Raw genomic sequence first — 16,510 nt, 5'->3', positions numbered from 1 at the left:
GTGGAAGCGCCGGGGAATTCCCCCCGGCGCGGGAATGTCAGAAGCGTACGGTGGCGCCGAGCTTGAGGCTGAAGCCAGGTTCGTAGACCGGGGATGTGGTCGAAGCGCTGAGCGGGTTGGCATACTGAACGTCGAAGAGATTATCGACACGCAGGTTGAATGACACGTCCTCGGTCGCCTCATAGCTCGCGAAGAGATTGACGAGCGTATAGTCATCGGCCGCGACGCCTTCGGGCATCCAATTGTGCTGCACTTCGCCGCCAACCGTGAGGGCCCCTTCGAGCAGCCGCACGCCGGCTTGGCCGGTGACCTGAGTGGTCGGGATGCTCGCAAGCGGAGTTTCGACGCCGCCCTCGATGGTATGGCCTTCGACCACCGATGCGCTGAGGCCGGCGAACCAGGTCTGCTGGTCGTAAAGGGTTTCGAGTTCGAAGCCGGAAATCTCGGCTTCGGCGAAATTGTCGTACTGGTAGCAAATCGGGATGACGCCCGGGCCCGGAACGAAGGTGCAGCCACTCGTCGGATCGAAGGCTGAAAGCGTCCGCGACCCGATGTAGTCGTCGATCGAATTGTCGAAATAGGCCGCCTTGAGCCGCAGGCTGTCATCGGGGGTCACAAGGCCATCGAGCGCATAGTTGACGCCGAATTCCCAGGTGGTGGCCGTTTCCGGCTGCAGGTCGGGATTGGGCAGGAAGGGGAAGACGACGCCCGAAGGATGCAGGCCGCTCATCAGCGTTTCGGTTGTCGAGGGCGAGCGGTAGCCTTCGGCATAGGTGCCATAGACCTGCAGCCCGGAGAGCGGGCCTTCGGCGAAGGGCGACACGCCAACCGTCAGGCGCGGCGAGAAGCGGTCACCTGAGGCAGAATTCTCATCACTTTCAAGGCTGTAGGAATCGTAGCGAACCGAACCGATGACTTCGAGCCAGTCATAGGTCAGCTTGTCCTGGATATAGGCGCCCCAGACGGTGCGATCGCCCGAAGGCGTATAGACGTCGCTGCCGCCTTGGTAGGAGTCGGTGACGACCTCGTCGAACACCCAATCGCCGCCATAGGTCAGCTCGTGCTGGACGGCGCCGGTGTCGAAACGCGAGGTATTCCAGATATCCAGGCCATAGGTGGTGAGGTCGTAGGTGGTGTCCGAGCCAGCCGGGATGGTGATCGGCAGGCCGGTTTCGGAGGAATATTGGGTGCGATCGACCAGCGTTGTTGACGTCATGTCGACGGTATTGAACGAGCCGTTGATATGTAGGTCGAGCATTGGGTTGTCCGGGTCAACCAACTCGTACTGACCCGTGAACGTATTCTGGTAAACGTCGATGGCGCTGGTGCCACTGCTTTCCTCCCACCCATCGTCGAGACCGCTCCAGGCGAGGTTGAGTTCGCTGTTCTCGGTGGGGCGCACGGTGGCCTTGAGCAGGCCGCTGATCGCGTTGAAATCGGTGCCATCGACGGTGTTGCCGTCACCATCGGTGTATTGGCCGAAGTCGCGGAAGGCGATGTTGCCCAGGACATCGAAGTTTTCGGTGAGCCTGACCGCTCCGGTGGTGCTGGAGGTGATGCCGGTGGCGTTGCTGTCAAAGGACAGGGTCGTTTCCAGCGCGTATTGTTCGGACGGGCGCAGGAAGGTGTCGGCGGTCTTGGTGTTGTACATGACGACGCCGCCGATGGCGCCCGAGCCGTAGGTGTTGGCGACCGGACCGCGGATCACTTCGACCGATTCGAGCAGGTTGGGATCGACAAAGAACATCTGCGAGGTGCCGTGGCCGGACCGCGAGAAGTTCTGCCGCGCGCCATCGACGATCACCTGGACGCGGCCGAAATCCTGGAGGCCGCGGATGTTGGCGGCCGAGCCGGCGCGGCGGGCGTCGGTCTGGATGGCGACGCCGGGGACGCCGAAGAAGACGTCATTGGCGGTCGAGGGCATGCGCCGAGCGAGGGTTTCCGCATCGACCTGGCTGACCGAAGCCAAGGCTTCGATGGGCGTTTCGCCGGTGCGGCTGACGACCGTGATGCGGTCGAGCAGCATTGAGCCCTGGGCGACATCGCACAGCGCCACATTGGACGCCTCGACCGGCTCGGCGCAGTAATCGGGTTGGGGCAAATCCTGAGCGTATGTCACGCCGGCCATGGCGCCATAGGCCACGCCTGCCAGAAGGGCGCCGCGGACAATTCCGCCCGTGCCGCCCCCAAAGTTGAAATTGCCTGTCGCACGTACGCGGACCTGCATCTGCCATTGCTCCTTTGATCGGACTAGTCATGCGATGCTGGCTGGCTTCAGGCTGGCTTGCGTCGACTTATCCCGCGCCTCCGTTTGGCCATAATCGGGATTGGAGTGGGTGCAATATTAAACTTGATTCTTAGAGTCAACTATTGACATCAAATTTAAGGTGACTGATTAAGTCATCATTTGAACGCGCCCGCCCAGGCGGGTCGAACCAAGGTTTCCACGCGCCGGCCAATGGTCCCGAATTTGCCTTCCAGAGATGAGCCACAACCCCGGGAAAAGGGCTCCGACCGCCCAAAGACCGTTTCGACTGCCCAGCTTTTCGGGCAGTTCCGGGAGATCGCCATCGACCATGAAGGCACGATCTACAGGCTCAGGATCACCCGGCAGGGCAAGCTGATTTTAAACAAATAGGACGCTGAGATGACCTCACCTTTGACGCCCTCCGAAATCCGCGATTTGCGCGCCAACCAGCCGCAGATGCGCGAACGCGATTTCGCCCGCATTCACAAGATCAGCGAGGCCCAATTGGTGGCGGCGCATGTGGGCGGAAGCGCCACCCGGCTCGATATCGATATCTCGGCGATTCTCGAAGGCGCCAGGACGCTGGGGACGGTGATGGCGCTGACGCGCAACGAAAGCGCCGTGCATGAAAAGATCGGGCCTTATGAAAAGGTGCTGGTGGGCGCGCACAACGCCATGGTGCTGGGTGAGCAGATCGACCTGCGCATCTTCCAGGGCAAGTGGGCTTCGGGGTTTGCCGTCACCAAGCAGGGCGAAGACGGGCCCAAGCACTCGCTGCAGTTTTTCGATGCGGCCGGGGACGCGGTGCACAAGATTCATCTGCGGCCCGAATCCGACCTCGACGCCTATCAGGCGCTGGTTGCAAAGCTGCGCTCTGCCGACCAGAGCGCGGAGCAGGCGACCGGGGTGGTCGCCGACGTCGAAGCCGTGGACGCCACCCGGCCGCAGGCCGATGCCGATGCGTTGCGCGACGCCTGGAGCCGGCTGACCGATACGCATCAGTTCTTCGGCATGCTGCGCGACCTCAATCTGCCGCGCCACCAGGCGCTGCGCATGGTGGGGCCGGAATACGTGCGGCAGGTCGCGACCGATGCCGTCGAGACGATGTTCAACCTCGTTGTCGACAACGGGCTGCCGCTGATGGCGTTCGTGGGCAATACCGGCTGCATCCAGATCCATTCGGGACCGGTGCACAAGGTGGCGCGAATGGGGCCGTGGCTCAACGTCATGGACGAAACCTTCCACATGCACCTGCGCACCGACCACATCGAGCACGCCTATGTGGTGCGCAAGCCGACCAGCGCCGGCTTCGTTTCCTCACTCGAAGCCTATGACGCGGGCGGCAAGCTCATCATCCAGTTCTTCGGCAAGCGGATCGAAGGCCATGACGAGCGTCCGCTATGGCGCGAGACGCTTGCAGCCCTGCCCGAAATCAACGCCACCGCAGCCGCCTGAGGTTCATCATGCGCCACATTCTTCTTGCCCTGACCGTTTTTTCCGCCCCTGCCCTGGCCTTGGGCCAGGAGATTACACCTTTCGAGGATCCTTCACGCCTTGTCACCATCGGCGGCTCGCTCACCGAAATCGTCTTCGAATTGGGGGCCGAGGATTATCTCGTTGCCCGCGATTCCACCGGCACCTATCCCGAGGCGGCGGCGGAATTGCCCGATGTGGGCTATATGCGCGCCCTGGCGCCCGAGGGGGTGCTTTCAGTGGAGCCCACCGCGCTTCTGATGCTCGAGGGAGCGGGACCGCTCGAGGCGCTCGAGGTGCTCCAGAGCGCCAGCGTACCCATTGTCACGGTGCCGGAAAGCTATGATGCGGCGGGGGTGGCCGCCAAGGTCGAGATGGTGGGGGCCGCGCTGGGGGTAAACGAGGAGGCCGAAGCGCTCAACGCCCGGATCGCCGCCGATTTTGCTGCGGTGGAGGAGCTGACCGCCGAAATCAACGAGCGCAAATCTGTGCTGTTCATCCTTTCGATGGCTGGCGGACGGCTCAACGCCTCGGGCACGGGGACGGCGGCGGATGGGATCATCGCACTGGCGGGAGCCGACAACGCGATCACCGAATATGAGGGGTATCGGCAGCTCACCGAAGAAGCGATCATCAATGCCAATCCCGACGTCATTTTGATGATGGACCGGGGCGGCGACCATGCGGTGAATGATGCCGAACTGCTCGACCATCCCGCCGTTTCGCTGACCACGGCGGGACAGACCGGCGCCATCATCCGCATGGAAGGGGAATATCTGCTCGGCTTCGGCCCGCGCGCCGCTTCGGCGGCCCGCGAGCTTTCCCAAGCCATCTACGCCGGGGAAGACTGAACCCCATGAGCATGATCGCCATACGGCACGCCATCGCTTCGGGCCGCCAGGGCGACCGAAGCGGGCTGGCGCGCCTGGTGCTGGCTGGCCTCGTGGCGCTGCTCGGGGTGGCAATCCTCGTGAGCCTGTTCACCGGCGCCTCGGGGGTTTCGGCCCTCGATGCGGCGGCGATCTGGCTCGGGCTGGGGGGCGCCGAGGACGCCTCGGCGGCACGGGCCATGCTGATCATCAACGAGATCCGGCTGCCGCGCATGGTGCTGGGCGCCATGGTCGGGGCCGGACTCGCCATCTCTGGCGTCGTCATGCAGGGCATGTTCCGCAACCCGCTGGCCGATCCCGGCCTAGTGGGGGTTTCGGCCGGCGCCGGGCTCGGCGCCGTGCTGTTCATCGTGCTCGGCGGAACGGTGCTGGCGCCGATCAGCGCCGTGCTAGACATTTACGCGGTGCCGATCGCCGCGTTTGGGGGCGGCGCGCTCACGACGATCATTCTTTACCGGGTATCGACCCAGCGCGGGCAGACGGCCATCGCCACCATGCTGCTGGCGGGCATCGCCATCGGAGCGCTCTCGGGCGCGGTGACGGGCATGCTGGTCTATATCGCCAACGACGTGCAGTTGCGCGACCTCACCTTCTGGGGGCTGGGTTCGCTGGCCGGAGCCAATTGGATGAAAGTCATCGCCAGCGCGCCATTCATGGTCACCGGGATCGTGGTTTCGCTCATGCTGTGGCGGGGGCTCAATGCGCTGACGCTGGGCGAGGCCTCGGCCCACCACATGGGTGTCGATGTCCAAAGGCTCAAGAATGTCGCCATCGGGGCGGTTGCCGCCTGTGTGGGCGCGGCCGTGGCGGTGAGCGGGGGCATCGGGTTCGTGGGCATCGTCGTGCCGCACCTTCTGCGCATCCTGATCGGGCCCGATCACCGCTATCTGCTGCCGGCCTCTGGCTTGCTGGGCGCCTCGTTCCTGCTCGGCGCGGACGCGATCAGCCGCGTGATCGTGGCACCGGCGGAGCTGCCCATCGGCATCATCACCGCGAGCGTGGGGGGACCGTTTTTCCTCTATATCCTGCTTCGGCGCAGAAACCATTTGGCCTGGTAGTCAGCCATGTATCACGCAAGCGATATCCGATACGCGATCGGGCGGCGCGAGATTTTGCGAGGGGTCGATTTTTCGGCGCGGCCGGGCGAGGTGACCGTCATTGTCGGGCCGAACGGGTCGGGGAAATCGACACTGCTGAAGGCCTTGACCGGGGAAATCGCCGCCCGTGGCGAGGTCAGCATCAACGGCAATCCGCTCAAGAACCTCAAACCCTGGCAGAGCGCGGCGATCCGCGCGGTGCTGCCGCAATCGAGCGTGCTGACCTTTCCATTTTCAGTGCACGAGGTTGTGCGGCTGGGGCTCTCGGGCGGCATATCGGGAGTGTCCGAACGTGAGGCCGAACGCCTGCCGGAGATGGCGCTGGCCCGTGTGGATCTCGCCGGGTTCGGCGGCCGGTACTACAACGAGCTTTCAGGGGGCGAGCAGCAGCGGGTGCAATTGGCGCGCGTGCTGTGCCAGGTCTGGGCGCCGGTGCTCGAGGGCGAGCCGCGCTACCTGCTGCTCGACGAGCCGATTTCGAGCCTCGATATCCGCCACCAGCTCCTGATCATGGACATCGCGCGCGATTATGCGCAGGCGGGCGGCGGAGTGATCGCGGTGCTGCACGATCTCAACCTGGCGGTGATGTATGCGGACCGTATCGCGGTGATGAGCCAGGGTCAGGTGGTCTCCCAAGGAACGAGCCGCACCGCGATCACCGATGCGGTGATCGAAACGGTTTTTGCCTGCCCCCTGCGCCTCAACAGCACGCCGCCGGCCGGCATGCCCTTCCTGCTGCCGCAATCGGCGCGGTAGCCGCGATCAAGGCGTACGAATAAAGGCTTGTCGTACTCCTGACAAAAATGGTCGGATAAAGTCCGGTGGAACCGAGCGGGAGGGATGGCAATGGGTTTTGGGTTCGCGCTGCGCCTGGCAGCGATTGCGATGGGCTATGCGCTGTCGGTGACGGCTCCGTTTGCCCAGATCAACGATTACCTCGGGCTGCCCGGGCCGATCGCGTTGGGTGGCGAGCAATACGAACTGGCGTGGAGCTCGAACCCGCAGGACAATTACATCAAGCATGAATATGTCCCGGCCGGACAGACCGTCGAGGCTTTCGAGGACATGGTCATCATCGAAACGCTGATCGGCGCCATCGAGCCGCTGCAGGCCGCCGCGGCGCAGGTGGAAAACCTCAACCAGGGCCGTCCCAACGATCCACTGCTCAATATGGACCTCATCGAGAATGAGGCGAGCGGGGAAGCGCTTTTGGATTTTCTGCTCAGCGACAGAACCGCCGAGGGCGAACTCGTTATCGAATGGAATGCCTATCGGTATGCGCCCTATGAAGATGGCGAGGGCAATGCGGGCATACTCCTTTTCGCCCTCTCCCACCGGGCTTATGGCGAGGAAAACGGCCGCGCATTCCTCGAAAGCCTGGGGACGTTCCGCACCGATCAGATCCAGGCCCTGGCCAGCGCACCGCTGCCGGAACCCGCTAATTAGTGGAGCGACATCGATGCGCGTTCTTGCCCTGGTTGCGCTCCTGACCGGTCCTGCCGCCGCCCAGGACATCACAAGTGTCGTAATCGCGCTAAGGTGAGCGATCACAATGGGGAGCGGAATGTCATTGGGCAGCGGGGAGGATCGCCAATGTCGAAGTTTCCGGGTTTTCTCAGATCATGCCTTGCCTGCCTCATTTGCGTTCTGCCCCTGGCGGACGCCCACGCCGAGGACGTAACGCTCAGCGGCGTCACGTTCAGCCTGCCCGACACGGGCTGGGAACGCCAGGAAGGATCGGGCAGCATCATCCTGCGCAGGACCTGGGATCGTGACGAAGCGGCCGGGCGCGATGAGGCCGGCGCGGCGCTGATCCAGATCCTCCCGGTCACCAACGCCACCGATTTCGACGCCAGCTTCGACCAGCTTTTCGGCCTGTTTCCCGACCTGGCCGAAGACGACCCGCTGATCGACAGCGAAGGGCGTACCGTCAACGGCCACGATATCCGCATGGAGCTGCGCTGCTGCACGAGCCAGCAGGACCTGACGGTTTCCGCCACGCTGGCCGGCATCGCCACCGAAGGGCTCGGGCAGTACATCATGCTGATCGAAATGGAGCTTCACGACGAGGATTCCGAGGTGGCCGAGGCGGCGTTTTCCGATATCGTGCGCAGCGTGCGGTTCTCGTCCGACGAAGAGGCCTTCGCGCTTGCGCCGCCCGAGGGGGCCGGTGGGCTCGAAGGGATCTACACCACGCTGACCTCGACGCTGATGCCCAACGTGTTCGGTGGCCTGGACTTCGTGGCCGAGAACCGGGTGCTTGCGCTCGATTCCGGCGGGCTTTTCAGCACCGTCATTCCGGCCGGGACGATCCCCGACCATTGCGCCAGCGCACCGACCGATTGCGGCACCTACAGGCTGCTGGGCGGAGGGGTGTTCTCATCGGCCGATACGATCGAAATGGCCGAGGTGGCCAACGAATACGGCATACTCGAGGTCAGCCGGGAACCGTTCAGCGGCGGCAAGGAGCAACTGGTCATCGGCGATACGACCTATGATCGCGTCCCGCCGCTGTCGGCGGGGACGACGTTCGAGGGGACCTGGCGTTTTTTCTGGGCATCGAGCGGCATGACGGCAACCAGTTCGGGTGGGGTTTCGTCCGAACGGATTCTGACGCTTACGCCCGACGGCCGGTTCTCGCTGACGGGTTCATCGGGGTTCATGTCCAGCTTCGATGGTGCCGATGCGACCACATCGGTGGCCGGGGCCGGTGCCGATCCGCTCCGGTCGGGCACCTATCGGGTGGAGGGCTATGAGCTCATGCTGACCGGTGAGGATGGGCAAACCGTGACGCAGAGCCTTTTTCTGCCCGAGCCCGGCAGCGACGAGTTGCTGGTGATCGGCGGCGACAACTACCTCAAGGAGGAGTGAGGCATGTCCGGTTTTGACCAAGACGCTGCCGACACGATATTGGGCGAGCTTGCCCGGCAGATCGTGGCCGACGAGGAATTCCAAGGCAAGCCCTGGCGGGCGATAGCCCTGGTGATCGGGGTCAGGCCGCGCCGCCGCGTGTTCGGATATCTCTACCGCCCGGATGGGAGCTGGGAGGCGGCGATACCGCGTGCGTCGAGGCCCACGATCGAAAAGGCCCAGGAACTCGCGGCCGCCATGCAGGTCGATGGCCGGGAAAGCTGGAAAGTCTGCCTGCTGCAGCTTATGGCGCCTGGTCCTCAGATCACGGCCGATTTCGAATATGACGATCACGGGCGATGGGACGTTTCGCCCGCCAATCTCGAGAGCCGGGTCGAGGAGCTTCGCCCCCGGGTTCAGCAACGTTGAGGAGCGGGCTAGGGCATGCAGGATAACGTAGCGGAGCATCCGGGTTTGCGATCTTCGAGGATTTGGATCGGGCTGGTCATCGGCCTGATCATCGGCGCGGGTATCGCCGTGGCGGCGGCGGCGCCCCACCTATGGCAGCCATTGCTGCGCGGTTCCGCGCCCGAGCCCATGGTGCTGCCTGAAAGCATCGGGATCGGCAGCTATCCGGCGGAGATTCCGCCGGTTCAAAGCCTGTTGTTCCTCGATATGACCGCACCTTACAAGGCGCTGGCCGAGGCCAGCTATGCCGATGTCTGGGAAACGACATATCTGTGGCGCCCCGACCGGCCGCTGCATGCGCGCGAGACGCGGCAGATGGTTGACGGCCCCGCCACGCTGATCGAAATGCTGGACCAGAACGCGCTCGATAGCGGCTGGACGCGAGACGATCGCTTCCGGCACGAGGGCTGGGCGATCACATCGGCCGGATACCAGCGCGACGGCTATGTCTTTGCCATCGCCATTCTCGGGCGGCGCGCGGCGCATGCACAGGATGGGCAAATCGTCATCGGCCCGGATGCGGACGCCGCAACCGGGACAGATACGGTGCTGCCCGTTGCCATCTTCACCAATCTGCCAAGGCCGCAAAACCCGACGGTAGAGGCGCCATGGATCGCGCCCGATGCCTGGCGGACGCAATAGCGGGCTCGAGAGTTCCGCGCGTCACGCTACGGTTATTGCCGCCCGCTAGCCTGCATGTTGCTAGATGTTTGGGAGACCGATGATGCGATCCGCCCGTATATTTGCCGCGCTCACGGCGCTGACGGTATTGGCGCCGGTTCCCGCGACTGCGGAATTTCTGGCGCCCGACTGGTCCACCCTCTCAATCGAGGGCGTCAGCCCGCCGGACTGGTTTGCCGGCGTGCGCGAGGGGAATTATATCGGCATGTGCACGGGCTGCGACGGCACGATGCTGCTCGAGGTGCGCGTTGTCCCAGACGATGGGACCGGCGACCGGATCCGTTCGGGCGAAACCACCGCTCAGACCTATACCGAAATCGGCGAGGCCAACGCATCGCAAATGGGCGGCGAAGCGGCCTATTACGGCACCAAGGAGATTGCTTTTGCTTCCGCCGTCGGGTTCGTAACGCAAGCCCGCACCGCGACGGGCGACTTCGCGGTGTCCTATCAATTGTGGAGCGACGGGCAGCAGCTCATCGTACGGGTCTACGGCAAGGATCAGGCCGCGGTCGAGGAAATCGCCGCGCGGGCGTATGAGCAGGCCGCGCCCCTGACCTTCAGGTAGGGCGCGGGCGCCCTACTCGGTTGCTCAACCGGCCATTGTGGTGGAGCGGTGCGCCCAGCCGGTGGTGCGTTTTTCGATCCAGGCCATGAGCGCATACATCGCAATGCCTTCGATGGCGAGCATCACCAGGCCGGCGAAGACCAGCGGAACGTTGAACTGGCTCTGGGCCGAGCTCATCATGAAGCCGAGGCCGGAATTGGCGGCGACGGTTTCGGAAATCACCGAGCCGACAAAAGCGAGCGTGATGGCGACCTTGAGCGAGCCGAAGAAATACGGCATCGAGCGCGGAATGCCGACCTTGAGCATGATGTCGATCTTTTTCGCCCCCAGGGCGCGCAGCACATCCTCGGTTTCCGGCTCAATGGTGGCAAGGCCCGTGGCCACATTCACGACGATGGGGAAAAAGGCGATGAGGAAGGCCGTCAGCACCGCCGGAACCGTCCCGATGCCGAACCAGATGACCAGAACGGGCACCAGCGCCACCTTGGGAATGGCGTTGAACCCCACCATGATGGGGTAGATCCCGGCATAGATGGTCCGCGACCAGCCGATCAGCAGGCCCAGGGCCAAGCCGCCGCCCACCGCGAGAACAAAGCCCAACGAGGTGGTATAGAGCGTCTGGAGGGAGTGCCGCTGGATGGCCGGCCAGTATTGCACGATGGCCCCGAAGACGCGCGAGGGGGCGGGCAGAATGGTGTGCGGCAGCCCGGAAAGCAGGACCCCTACCTCCCAAAGCACGAACAGTGCGACAGTGTAGATCCAGGGCATCCAGGGCAGCCAGTTGAACGGCTGCCTGGCGATCGGCTCGGACTTGACCACGGCGGGAGCGGGCGTATCGGTCATGCGGCCGCCCTCGCATCGGCGATCTGGCCGCGCAGGGCGTGCACCAGATCGTTGAACTCGGGCTCGTACATGACATCGAGTTGGCGCGGCCGGGGGAACGGCACGTCATGCACGTCGAGGATGCGGCCGGGGCGCGCGCTCATCACATGGATGGTGTCGGCCAGAAACGCCGCTTCGCGCAGATCGTGAGTGACGAGCACGATGGTCACGCCTTGCGCGGCATGGAGGTCGCGGATCACCTGCCAGAGCTCCTCGCGGGTGAAAGCGTCGAGCGCGCCGAACGGCTCATCGAGCATGAGCAGTTCGGGCTCGTGGATCAGGGCCCGGCACAGATTGGCGCGCTGCTGCATGCCGCCCGAAAGCTGCCAGGGGAATTTCTCGCCGAAGCCCTTGAGGCCCACGGTCTCGAGCAGCGCTTCGGCCTTGGCCACATATTCTGCCTTGTGCCTGCGCAGGCGATGGCGGTGTTTTTCGACGATCTCAAGGGGGAGCAGGATGTTGTCGAGCGTGGTGCGCCAGGGCAGCATTGTGGGGTTCTGAAACGCCATGCCCACGATCGACACCGGCTTGGTGACGCGGGCGCCCGCAACGGTGACGTTGCCCTTCTGAGGAAGGTGAAGCCCGGTGACGAGCTTCATCAATGTCGATTTCCCGCACCCCGAAGGGCCGACGACGGCGGCGAACTCGCCCTTTTTGACCTTCATGTCGAGCCCGGCAACGGCCAATGTACCGTCGGCGCCGCCATAGCGCATGTCGACATCGTCGATTTCAACCAATGGCTTGTCCATCCATATCCTCCCTAGAGCATTTCCGCTTTTCTCCGAATCGCTTCAATTGCTCTAAGTCTTTGTTTTATCGCGTGTCCGAACCGAAAAACCGTTTCCATCCCCGGCCAAGCCGGGGACATGATTTTGCTGGACACGCTCTGGAGCCGGGCCCGTAGGCCCGGCATTTGTGCCTATCGTCAGTTGAACATGCGCTCTTCTGCCGGAGGCAAGAAGCTGTCGTCAAAGACATCCGCCGCGGAAATATCCGACGAGATGCCGATCGAGGTGCCCAACTGCTCGATGGAGGCGTCAAGGCGCTCCATGTCCACGCCGCCGAACCCGTTTTCCTGCACATAGGGGGTGTAGATGTTCATCTCATTGGCCATGGTCAGGCGCTCGGTTTCGATGGCGACATCGAGAATGTCATTGGCAGCGACCACGGCCTCCGCTCCGGCCGCCGGATCGGCCACAGCATCGGCGAAGCCCTTGGTCAGCGCCCTCAGCATGCCTTGAACCACCTCGGGATTTTCGGCGGCGAAATTGGTGTTGACCATGATGGCGTTGCCATAAAGATCGAGCCCGTGATCGGCCATCATGATCGGCACGATATCGTCATCGGGGACGCCCTGGGCCTTCAAATTGAGGATCACCGAAAAGGCAAAGCCGAACACCGCATCGACATCACCCTGGGCAAGCATGGGCTCGCGCACCGGAAAGCCGATGGATTCGATGGTGATGTCGGAGGTATCGATCCCCGATGCCTCGACAAAGGCCGGCCATTGGGCGAACGCACCGTCGGGCGGGCGCGCGCCCAAGGTCTTGCCTTCGAGCGAGGCCGGATCGTCGGTGATGCCCAGCGATCTGCGGCCCACGATGGAGAAGGTGGGCGTTTCGTAGATCATCATGATGGCCTTGATCGGCTGGCTCGCGTCCTCATCGAGGAATTTGATGAGCGAATTGATGTCGCCAAAGCCCATGTCATAGGCGCCGGTCGCAACGCGCGGAATGACGTCCACCGAACCATTGCCGACGTCGAAGGTGACATCGAGGCCTTCCTCTTCGAAATAGCCGTTGGCCTCGGCGAGCATGAAGCCGGCGGCAGGCCCCTCGATGCGCCAGTCGAGCGTGAACCGGACCGGCGTCAATTCCTGCGCCCATGCGGGCGCGCCCAGGCCCGTGCCGAAAGCCAGAGCCCCGACGGCAAACGCGAATTGTCTCAGGTGAAGCATTTGGTTCCCTCTTGTTTTCCAAGGGGATCAAAGCTCGCGATCTCCGGGCTGTAAAGGGGAAAATGCCTGTTCTTAGGCAATGACTTGCAAGTGATCAAACTATATGCACGCCGCCTACGGTATTTGTTCATTCCGGCATCATTTCGGTTAGCCCGTCCGATGCGTCCCGGAACCGAGCCTTGCCACCGACATTGAGCAATCAATGCGATAGGACGAGGTGAAGGCATGGCGCGCAAACTCCACTTGGAACCCTATGAAGGACCGGCCGGGGGATGGGGCTCGATCAAATCGGTGGCCCGGCACATGGCCAAGCAAGGGGTGATGCCGGGCGCGACAGCGGAGCTTATGGTGCAAAACAAGCCCGATGGCTTCATGTGCGTGAGCTGCGCCTGGGCCAAACCGCGGCCGACCCATGCTGCCGAATTTTGCGAAAACGGCGCCAAGGCGACTTTTGCCGAAATCACCAAGAAGCGGGCAACGCCGGACTTTTTTGCCAAGCACACGGCAAGCGAGGTGCGCGAGTGGTCCGACCACGACCTCGAAGAGGTGGGCCGTCTGACCCATCCCATGCGGTTCAATCACGACCTCGACCGGTACGAACCGGTGGAGTGGGACGAAGCGATCTCCGATATCGGGAGGGAACTGAGGGCGATCGGGGCGCGCGATTCGCGACGGGCGGTGTTTTATACATCGGGGCGAGCCTCGCTCGAAGCCTCTTATATGTATCAGCTCTTCGCGCGCATGTTCGGCCACAACAACCTGCCCGACAGCTCCAACATGTGCCATGAATCCACGTCCGTGGCGCTGCCGGAATCGATCGGGGTGCCGGTGGGCACGGTTCGGCTGGAGGATTTTGACGAGGTCGACCTGATCTTGTTCTTCGGTCAGAACGTGGGATCGAACAGCCCCCGGATGCTGCACCAGCTCAAGGATGCGGTTGAGCGCGGAACGACGATCATCACGTTCAATCCGCTGCGCGAAAGGGGCCTGGAGCGGTTCGTCGACCCGCAAAATCCCGCGCAGATGCTCTCGACGGACCAGACGCAGATTTCGAACCTTTATTATCAGGTGCGGGCCGGCGGCGACATCGCGGCAATCACCGGCATCTGCAAGGCGCTGTTCACCCTGGATCGCGAGAGCCGCGACGGCGCCGGGTGGGGCGTGTTCGACACCGAATTCATCGCCGAGCATACGGACGGCTTTGCGGGCCTTGAGGCATTCGTTGCCGCGCAGGAGTGGGGCGAGCTCGAACGCGAAAGCGGGCTAACGCGCACCGACATGGAGATGGTGGCAAAGATCTACGCCAAGTCCCGCAACGTCATCGGCATCTATGGCATGGGACTGACCCAGCACAAGCTGGGGGTGGAGACCGTCCAGATGCTGGTCAACCTGCTGCTCTTGCGCGGCAATATCGGGCGGCCGGGTGCGGGCATCTGCCCGGTGCGCGGCCACTCCAACGTGCAGGGCCAGCGCACGGTGGGAATTTCCGAAAAGCCTGAACTGGTGCCTCTCGACCGACTGGCCGAGCAATTTGACTTCGAGCCGCCGCGTGAGAAGGGGCACGATACGGTGGAGACCTGCGAAGGAATCATCAAGGGCGAAGTCGATGCCTTTATCGGGCTTGGCGGCAACTTCCTGCGGGCGGTTCCCGATCGTGGCCCGATGGAGACGCACTGGCCGCATATGCGCCTTACGGTGCAGATCGCGACCAAGCTCAATCGCAGCCATCTGTTCAATGGTCAGACGGCTTACCTGCTGCCCTGCCTGGGCCGGATCGAGATCGACCGCCAGGCGAGCGGCGAACAGATGGTGTCGATGGAGGATTCCACCGGGGTCTTCCACTCTTCCTACGGCAAGCGCGAGCCGGCCAGCGAGCATTTGCGCTCCGAGCCCTGGATCGTAGCCAACATGGCCAAGGCGACGCTGGGTCCGCGCAACAATGGGCCGGACTGGGATGGCTGGGTGAGCAATTACGACCTGGTCCGCGATGCGATTGCCCAGACCTGGCCGGATACGTTCGGCGGGTTCAACACGCGCATCCGCGAAAAGGGCGGGTTCGGCAAGCCGATCCCGGCACGCGAGCGGAAATGGAATACCGAGACGGGCAAGGCCAATTTCATCACCCCAAGCGCGCTCAATGCCAGCTTCGATACCGGCGAGGACGATGGGGTGCTGAGACTCGTCACCCTTCGCAGCAATGACCAGTTCAACACAACTGTCTATGGCTATCGCGACCGGTTCCGGGGCATCTATGGATCGCGCATGGTGGTGCTGCTCAACGAGGCCGATATGGAACGGTTCGACCTCGACAAGGGCCAGGAGATCGCCCTTGTCGCCAAGGCCGATGACGGGGTTCACCGGCGGCTCGATGGGCTGACGGTCGTTCCCTACGACATTCCTCGTGGGTGTGTGGGCGCCTATTATCCGGAAGCCAACGTGCTCGTGCCGCTTTACCAGCGGGCTGAACGCAGCCATGTGCCGGCCGCCAAATCGGTTCCCGTGACCATCGTGCCCATGCGGGAGAATACGGCGTGAACCCGGCACGGCTAACCCATCCGCTTAAACTGGGAGCCAAGGCGGAAGTGATCACCCGGGCCGTGCCCGAGGAAGTTCCGGTGGCGATTGTCTGCAATGGCACGAGCGTGGGTGTGATGATGGCCACGCCCGCCGATCTCGCCGACTTTGCGCTGGGGTTCTGCTTTTCCGAAGGCATTATCGACGACAAGCGGGAGATCGAAAGCCTCGATATCGTCGAGCATGGCGAGGGGATAGAACTTCGGCTATGGATCGAGGCGAGCAAGGCCGATCGCCTTCTGGCGCGCCGGCGCAGAGCGGCTGGGCCGACCGGCTGCGGCCTGTGCGGGATCGAAAGCCTGCAGGAAGCCAGCCGGGCGCTTCCGGCGGTGCTCCACGAGAACCTTGCCGTCGATGCGTCTTTGCTGCGGCAGGCGATGCAATTGCTGCGCGGCGAGCAGCACCTCAACGGGCTCACCCACGCTGTACACGCGGCGGCAAGCTGGTCGCCCGAACGGGGGTTTGGGATGGTGCGGGAGGACGTGGGACGTCACAATGCGCTCGATAAGCTCATCGGGGCGATGCTGACGGGCGATCAGCAGCCTGCGATCCTGCTTCTCACCAGCCGGGTTTCGATCGAACTGATCCAGAAGGCGGCTATAGCGGGGTTCGGGCTCATCGCGGCCGTTTCGGTCCCTACAGCTTTGGCGGTGCGCACCGCCGAGGCGTGCAACATTACGCTGATCGGCGTTGCGCGGGATGACGGGTTCGAGGTGTTCACATGCGGGCATCGCGTGCGGGCCGATCGTGGCGGCGGGTTCCACGGCAGGGCCGGGCTGCGGCCGGAATGGGGGAACACATAAGAGGCGCTGCCGTTCTGCCATG

16 protein-coding genes are annotated in these 16,510 nt (G+C 63.4%); 12 read left to right on the top strand and 4 right to left on the bottom strand.

From position 1 onward, the window contains the following. Positions 1–37 precede the first annotated feature (37 nt). Positions 38–2,227 (bottom strand): TonB-dependent receptor domain-containing protein, encoded by a 2,190-nt coding sequence (locus tag NO932_RS03445; RefSeq protein ID WP_309209669.1) that lies wholly within the window; start codon positions 2,225–2,227, stop codon positions 38–40. Positions 2,228–2,458: 231 nt separating this feature from the next. Between NO932_RS03445 and hemP the strand changes: the two genes are divergently transcribed. The 10 genes from hemP to NO932_RS03395 all read left to right on the top strand — a co-directional run bounded on the left by hemP (position 2,459) and on the right by NO932_RS03395 (position 10,272). Further along, the gene (gene hemP, locus NO932_RS03440) at positions 2,459–2,638 is read left to right on the top strand and encodes a hemin uptake protein HemP (RefSeq protein ID WP_309162580.1); all 180 of its coding nucleotides are present in this window, start codon (positions 2,459–2,461) and stop codon (positions 2,636–2,638) included. Between the two features lie 9 nt (positions 2,639–2,647). Next, on the top strand, positions 2,648–3,703 hold the full coding sequence (locus tag NO932_RS03435) for a ChuX/HutX family heme-like substrate-binding protein (RefSeq protein WP_309209668.1): 1,056 nt from the start codon (positions 2,648–2,650) through the stop codon (positions 3,701–3,703). Positions 3,704–3,711: 8 nt separating this feature from the next. Beyond that, positions 3,712–4,572 (top strand): ABC transporter substrate-binding protein, encoded by an 861-nt coding sequence (locus NO932_RS03430; protein ID WP_309209667.1) that lies wholly within the window; start codon positions 3,712–3,714, stop codon positions 4,570–4,572. Between the two features lie 5 nt (positions 4,573–4,577). Beyond that, on the top strand, positions 4,578–5,669 hold the full coding sequence (locus tag NO932_RS03425; RefSeq protein WP_309209666.1) for an iron ABC transporter permease: 1,092 nt from the start codon (positions 4,578–4,580) through the stop codon (positions 5,667–5,669). A gap of 6 nt (positions 5,670–5,675) precedes the next feature. Next, the gene (locus NO932_RS03420) at positions 5,676–6,464 is read left to right on the top strand and encodes a heme ABC transporter ATP-binding protein (RefSeq protein WP_309209665.1); all 789 of its coding nucleotides are present in this window, start codon (positions 5,676–5,678) and stop codon (positions 6,462–6,464) included. 90 nt (positions 6,465–6,554) lie between these two features. Beyond that, a complete protein-coding gene (locus NO932_RS03415) occupies positions 6,555–7,154 on the top strand; it encodes a hypothetical protein (protein WP_309209664.1) in 600 nt (199 codons plus the stop codon). Positions 7,155–7,301: 147 nt separating this feature from the next. Beyond that, positions 7,302–8,579 carry a hypothetical protein gene (locus NO932_RS03410; protein WP_309209662.1) on the top strand — a complete coding sequence of 426 codons (1,278 nt, stop codon included), beginning with the start codon at positions 7,302–7,304 and terminating at the stop codon, positions 8,577–8,579. A gap of 3 nt (positions 8,580–8,582) precedes the next feature. After that, positions 8,583–8,987, top strand: coding sequence for a hypothetical protein (locus NO932_RS03405; RefSeq protein ID WP_309209660.1), 405 nt, complete (start codon positions 8,583–8,585; stop codon positions 8,985–8,987). 15 nt (positions 8,988–9,002) lie between these two features. Next, positions 9,003–9,668, top strand: a complete 666-nt coding sequence (locus NO932_RS03400) for a hypothetical protein (RefSeq protein ID WP_309209659.1) — start codon at positions 9,003–9,005, stop codon at positions 9,666–9,668. 79 nt (positions 9,669–9,747) lie between these two features. Then, complete coding sequence (locus NO932_RS03395; protein WP_309209658.1) at positions 9,748–10,272, top strand: hypothetical protein; 525 nt, start codon at positions 9,748–9,750, stop codon at positions 10,270–10,272. Between the two features lie 24 nt (positions 10,273–10,296). On the opposite strand, the gene NO932_RS03390 is transcribed toward NO932_RS03395, so the two are convergent. From NO932_RS03390 to NO932_RS03380, 3 genes are all read right to left on the bottom strand, one after another. After that, positions 10,297–11,115: an ABC transporter permease gene (locus tag NO932_RS03390; protein WP_309162601.1), complete on the bottom strand. Its 819-nt coding sequence runs from the start codon at positions 11,113–11,115 to the stop codon at positions 10,297–10,299. Further along, a complete protein-coding gene (locus NO932_RS03385; RefSeq protein WP_309209657.1) occupies positions 11,112–11,903 on the bottom strand; it encodes an ABC transporter ATP-binding protein in 792 nt (263 codons plus the stop codon). Before NO932_RS03385 ends, NO932_RS03390 begins: the two co-directional genes overlap by 4 nt. A 176-nt stretch (positions 11,904–12,079) precedes the next feature. After that, positions 12,080–13,111: an ABC transporter substrate-binding protein gene (locus tag NO932_RS03380; protein ID WP_309209655.1), complete on the bottom strand. Its 1,032-nt coding sequence runs from the start codon at positions 13,109–13,111 to the stop codon at positions 12,080–12,082. A gap of 225 nt (positions 13,112–13,336) precedes the next feature. Here NO932_RS03380 and NO932_RS03375 point away from each other — a divergent pair, with 225 nt between their 5' ends. Further along, positions 13,337–15,646 (top strand): FdhF/YdeP family oxidoreductase, encoded by a 2,310-nt coding sequence (locus tag NO932_RS03375; RefSeq protein ID WP_309209654.1) that lies wholly within the window; start codon positions 13,337–13,339, stop codon positions 15,644–15,646. Further along, the gene (gene fdhD / locus NO932_RS03370) at positions 15,643–16,488 is read left to right on the top strand and encodes a formate dehydrogenase accessory sulfurtransferase FdhD (protein ID WP_309209652.1); all 846 of its coding nucleotides are present in this window, start codon (positions 15,643–15,645) and stop codon (positions 16,486–16,488) included. The genes NO932_RS03375 and fdhD overlap by 4 nt, the downstream gene beginning before the upstream one ends. Positions 16,489–16,510 lie beyond the last annotated feature (22 nt).

It is taken from the genome of Pelagibacterium sp. 26DY04 (assembly GCF_031202305.1).
Classification (GTDB): Bacteria; Pseudomonadota; Alphaproteobacteria; order Rhizobiales; family Devosiaceae; genus Pelagibacterium.
Note: the sequence above shows the minus strand (reverse complement) of the source record. Positions and strands in the feature narration are given on the sequence as shown.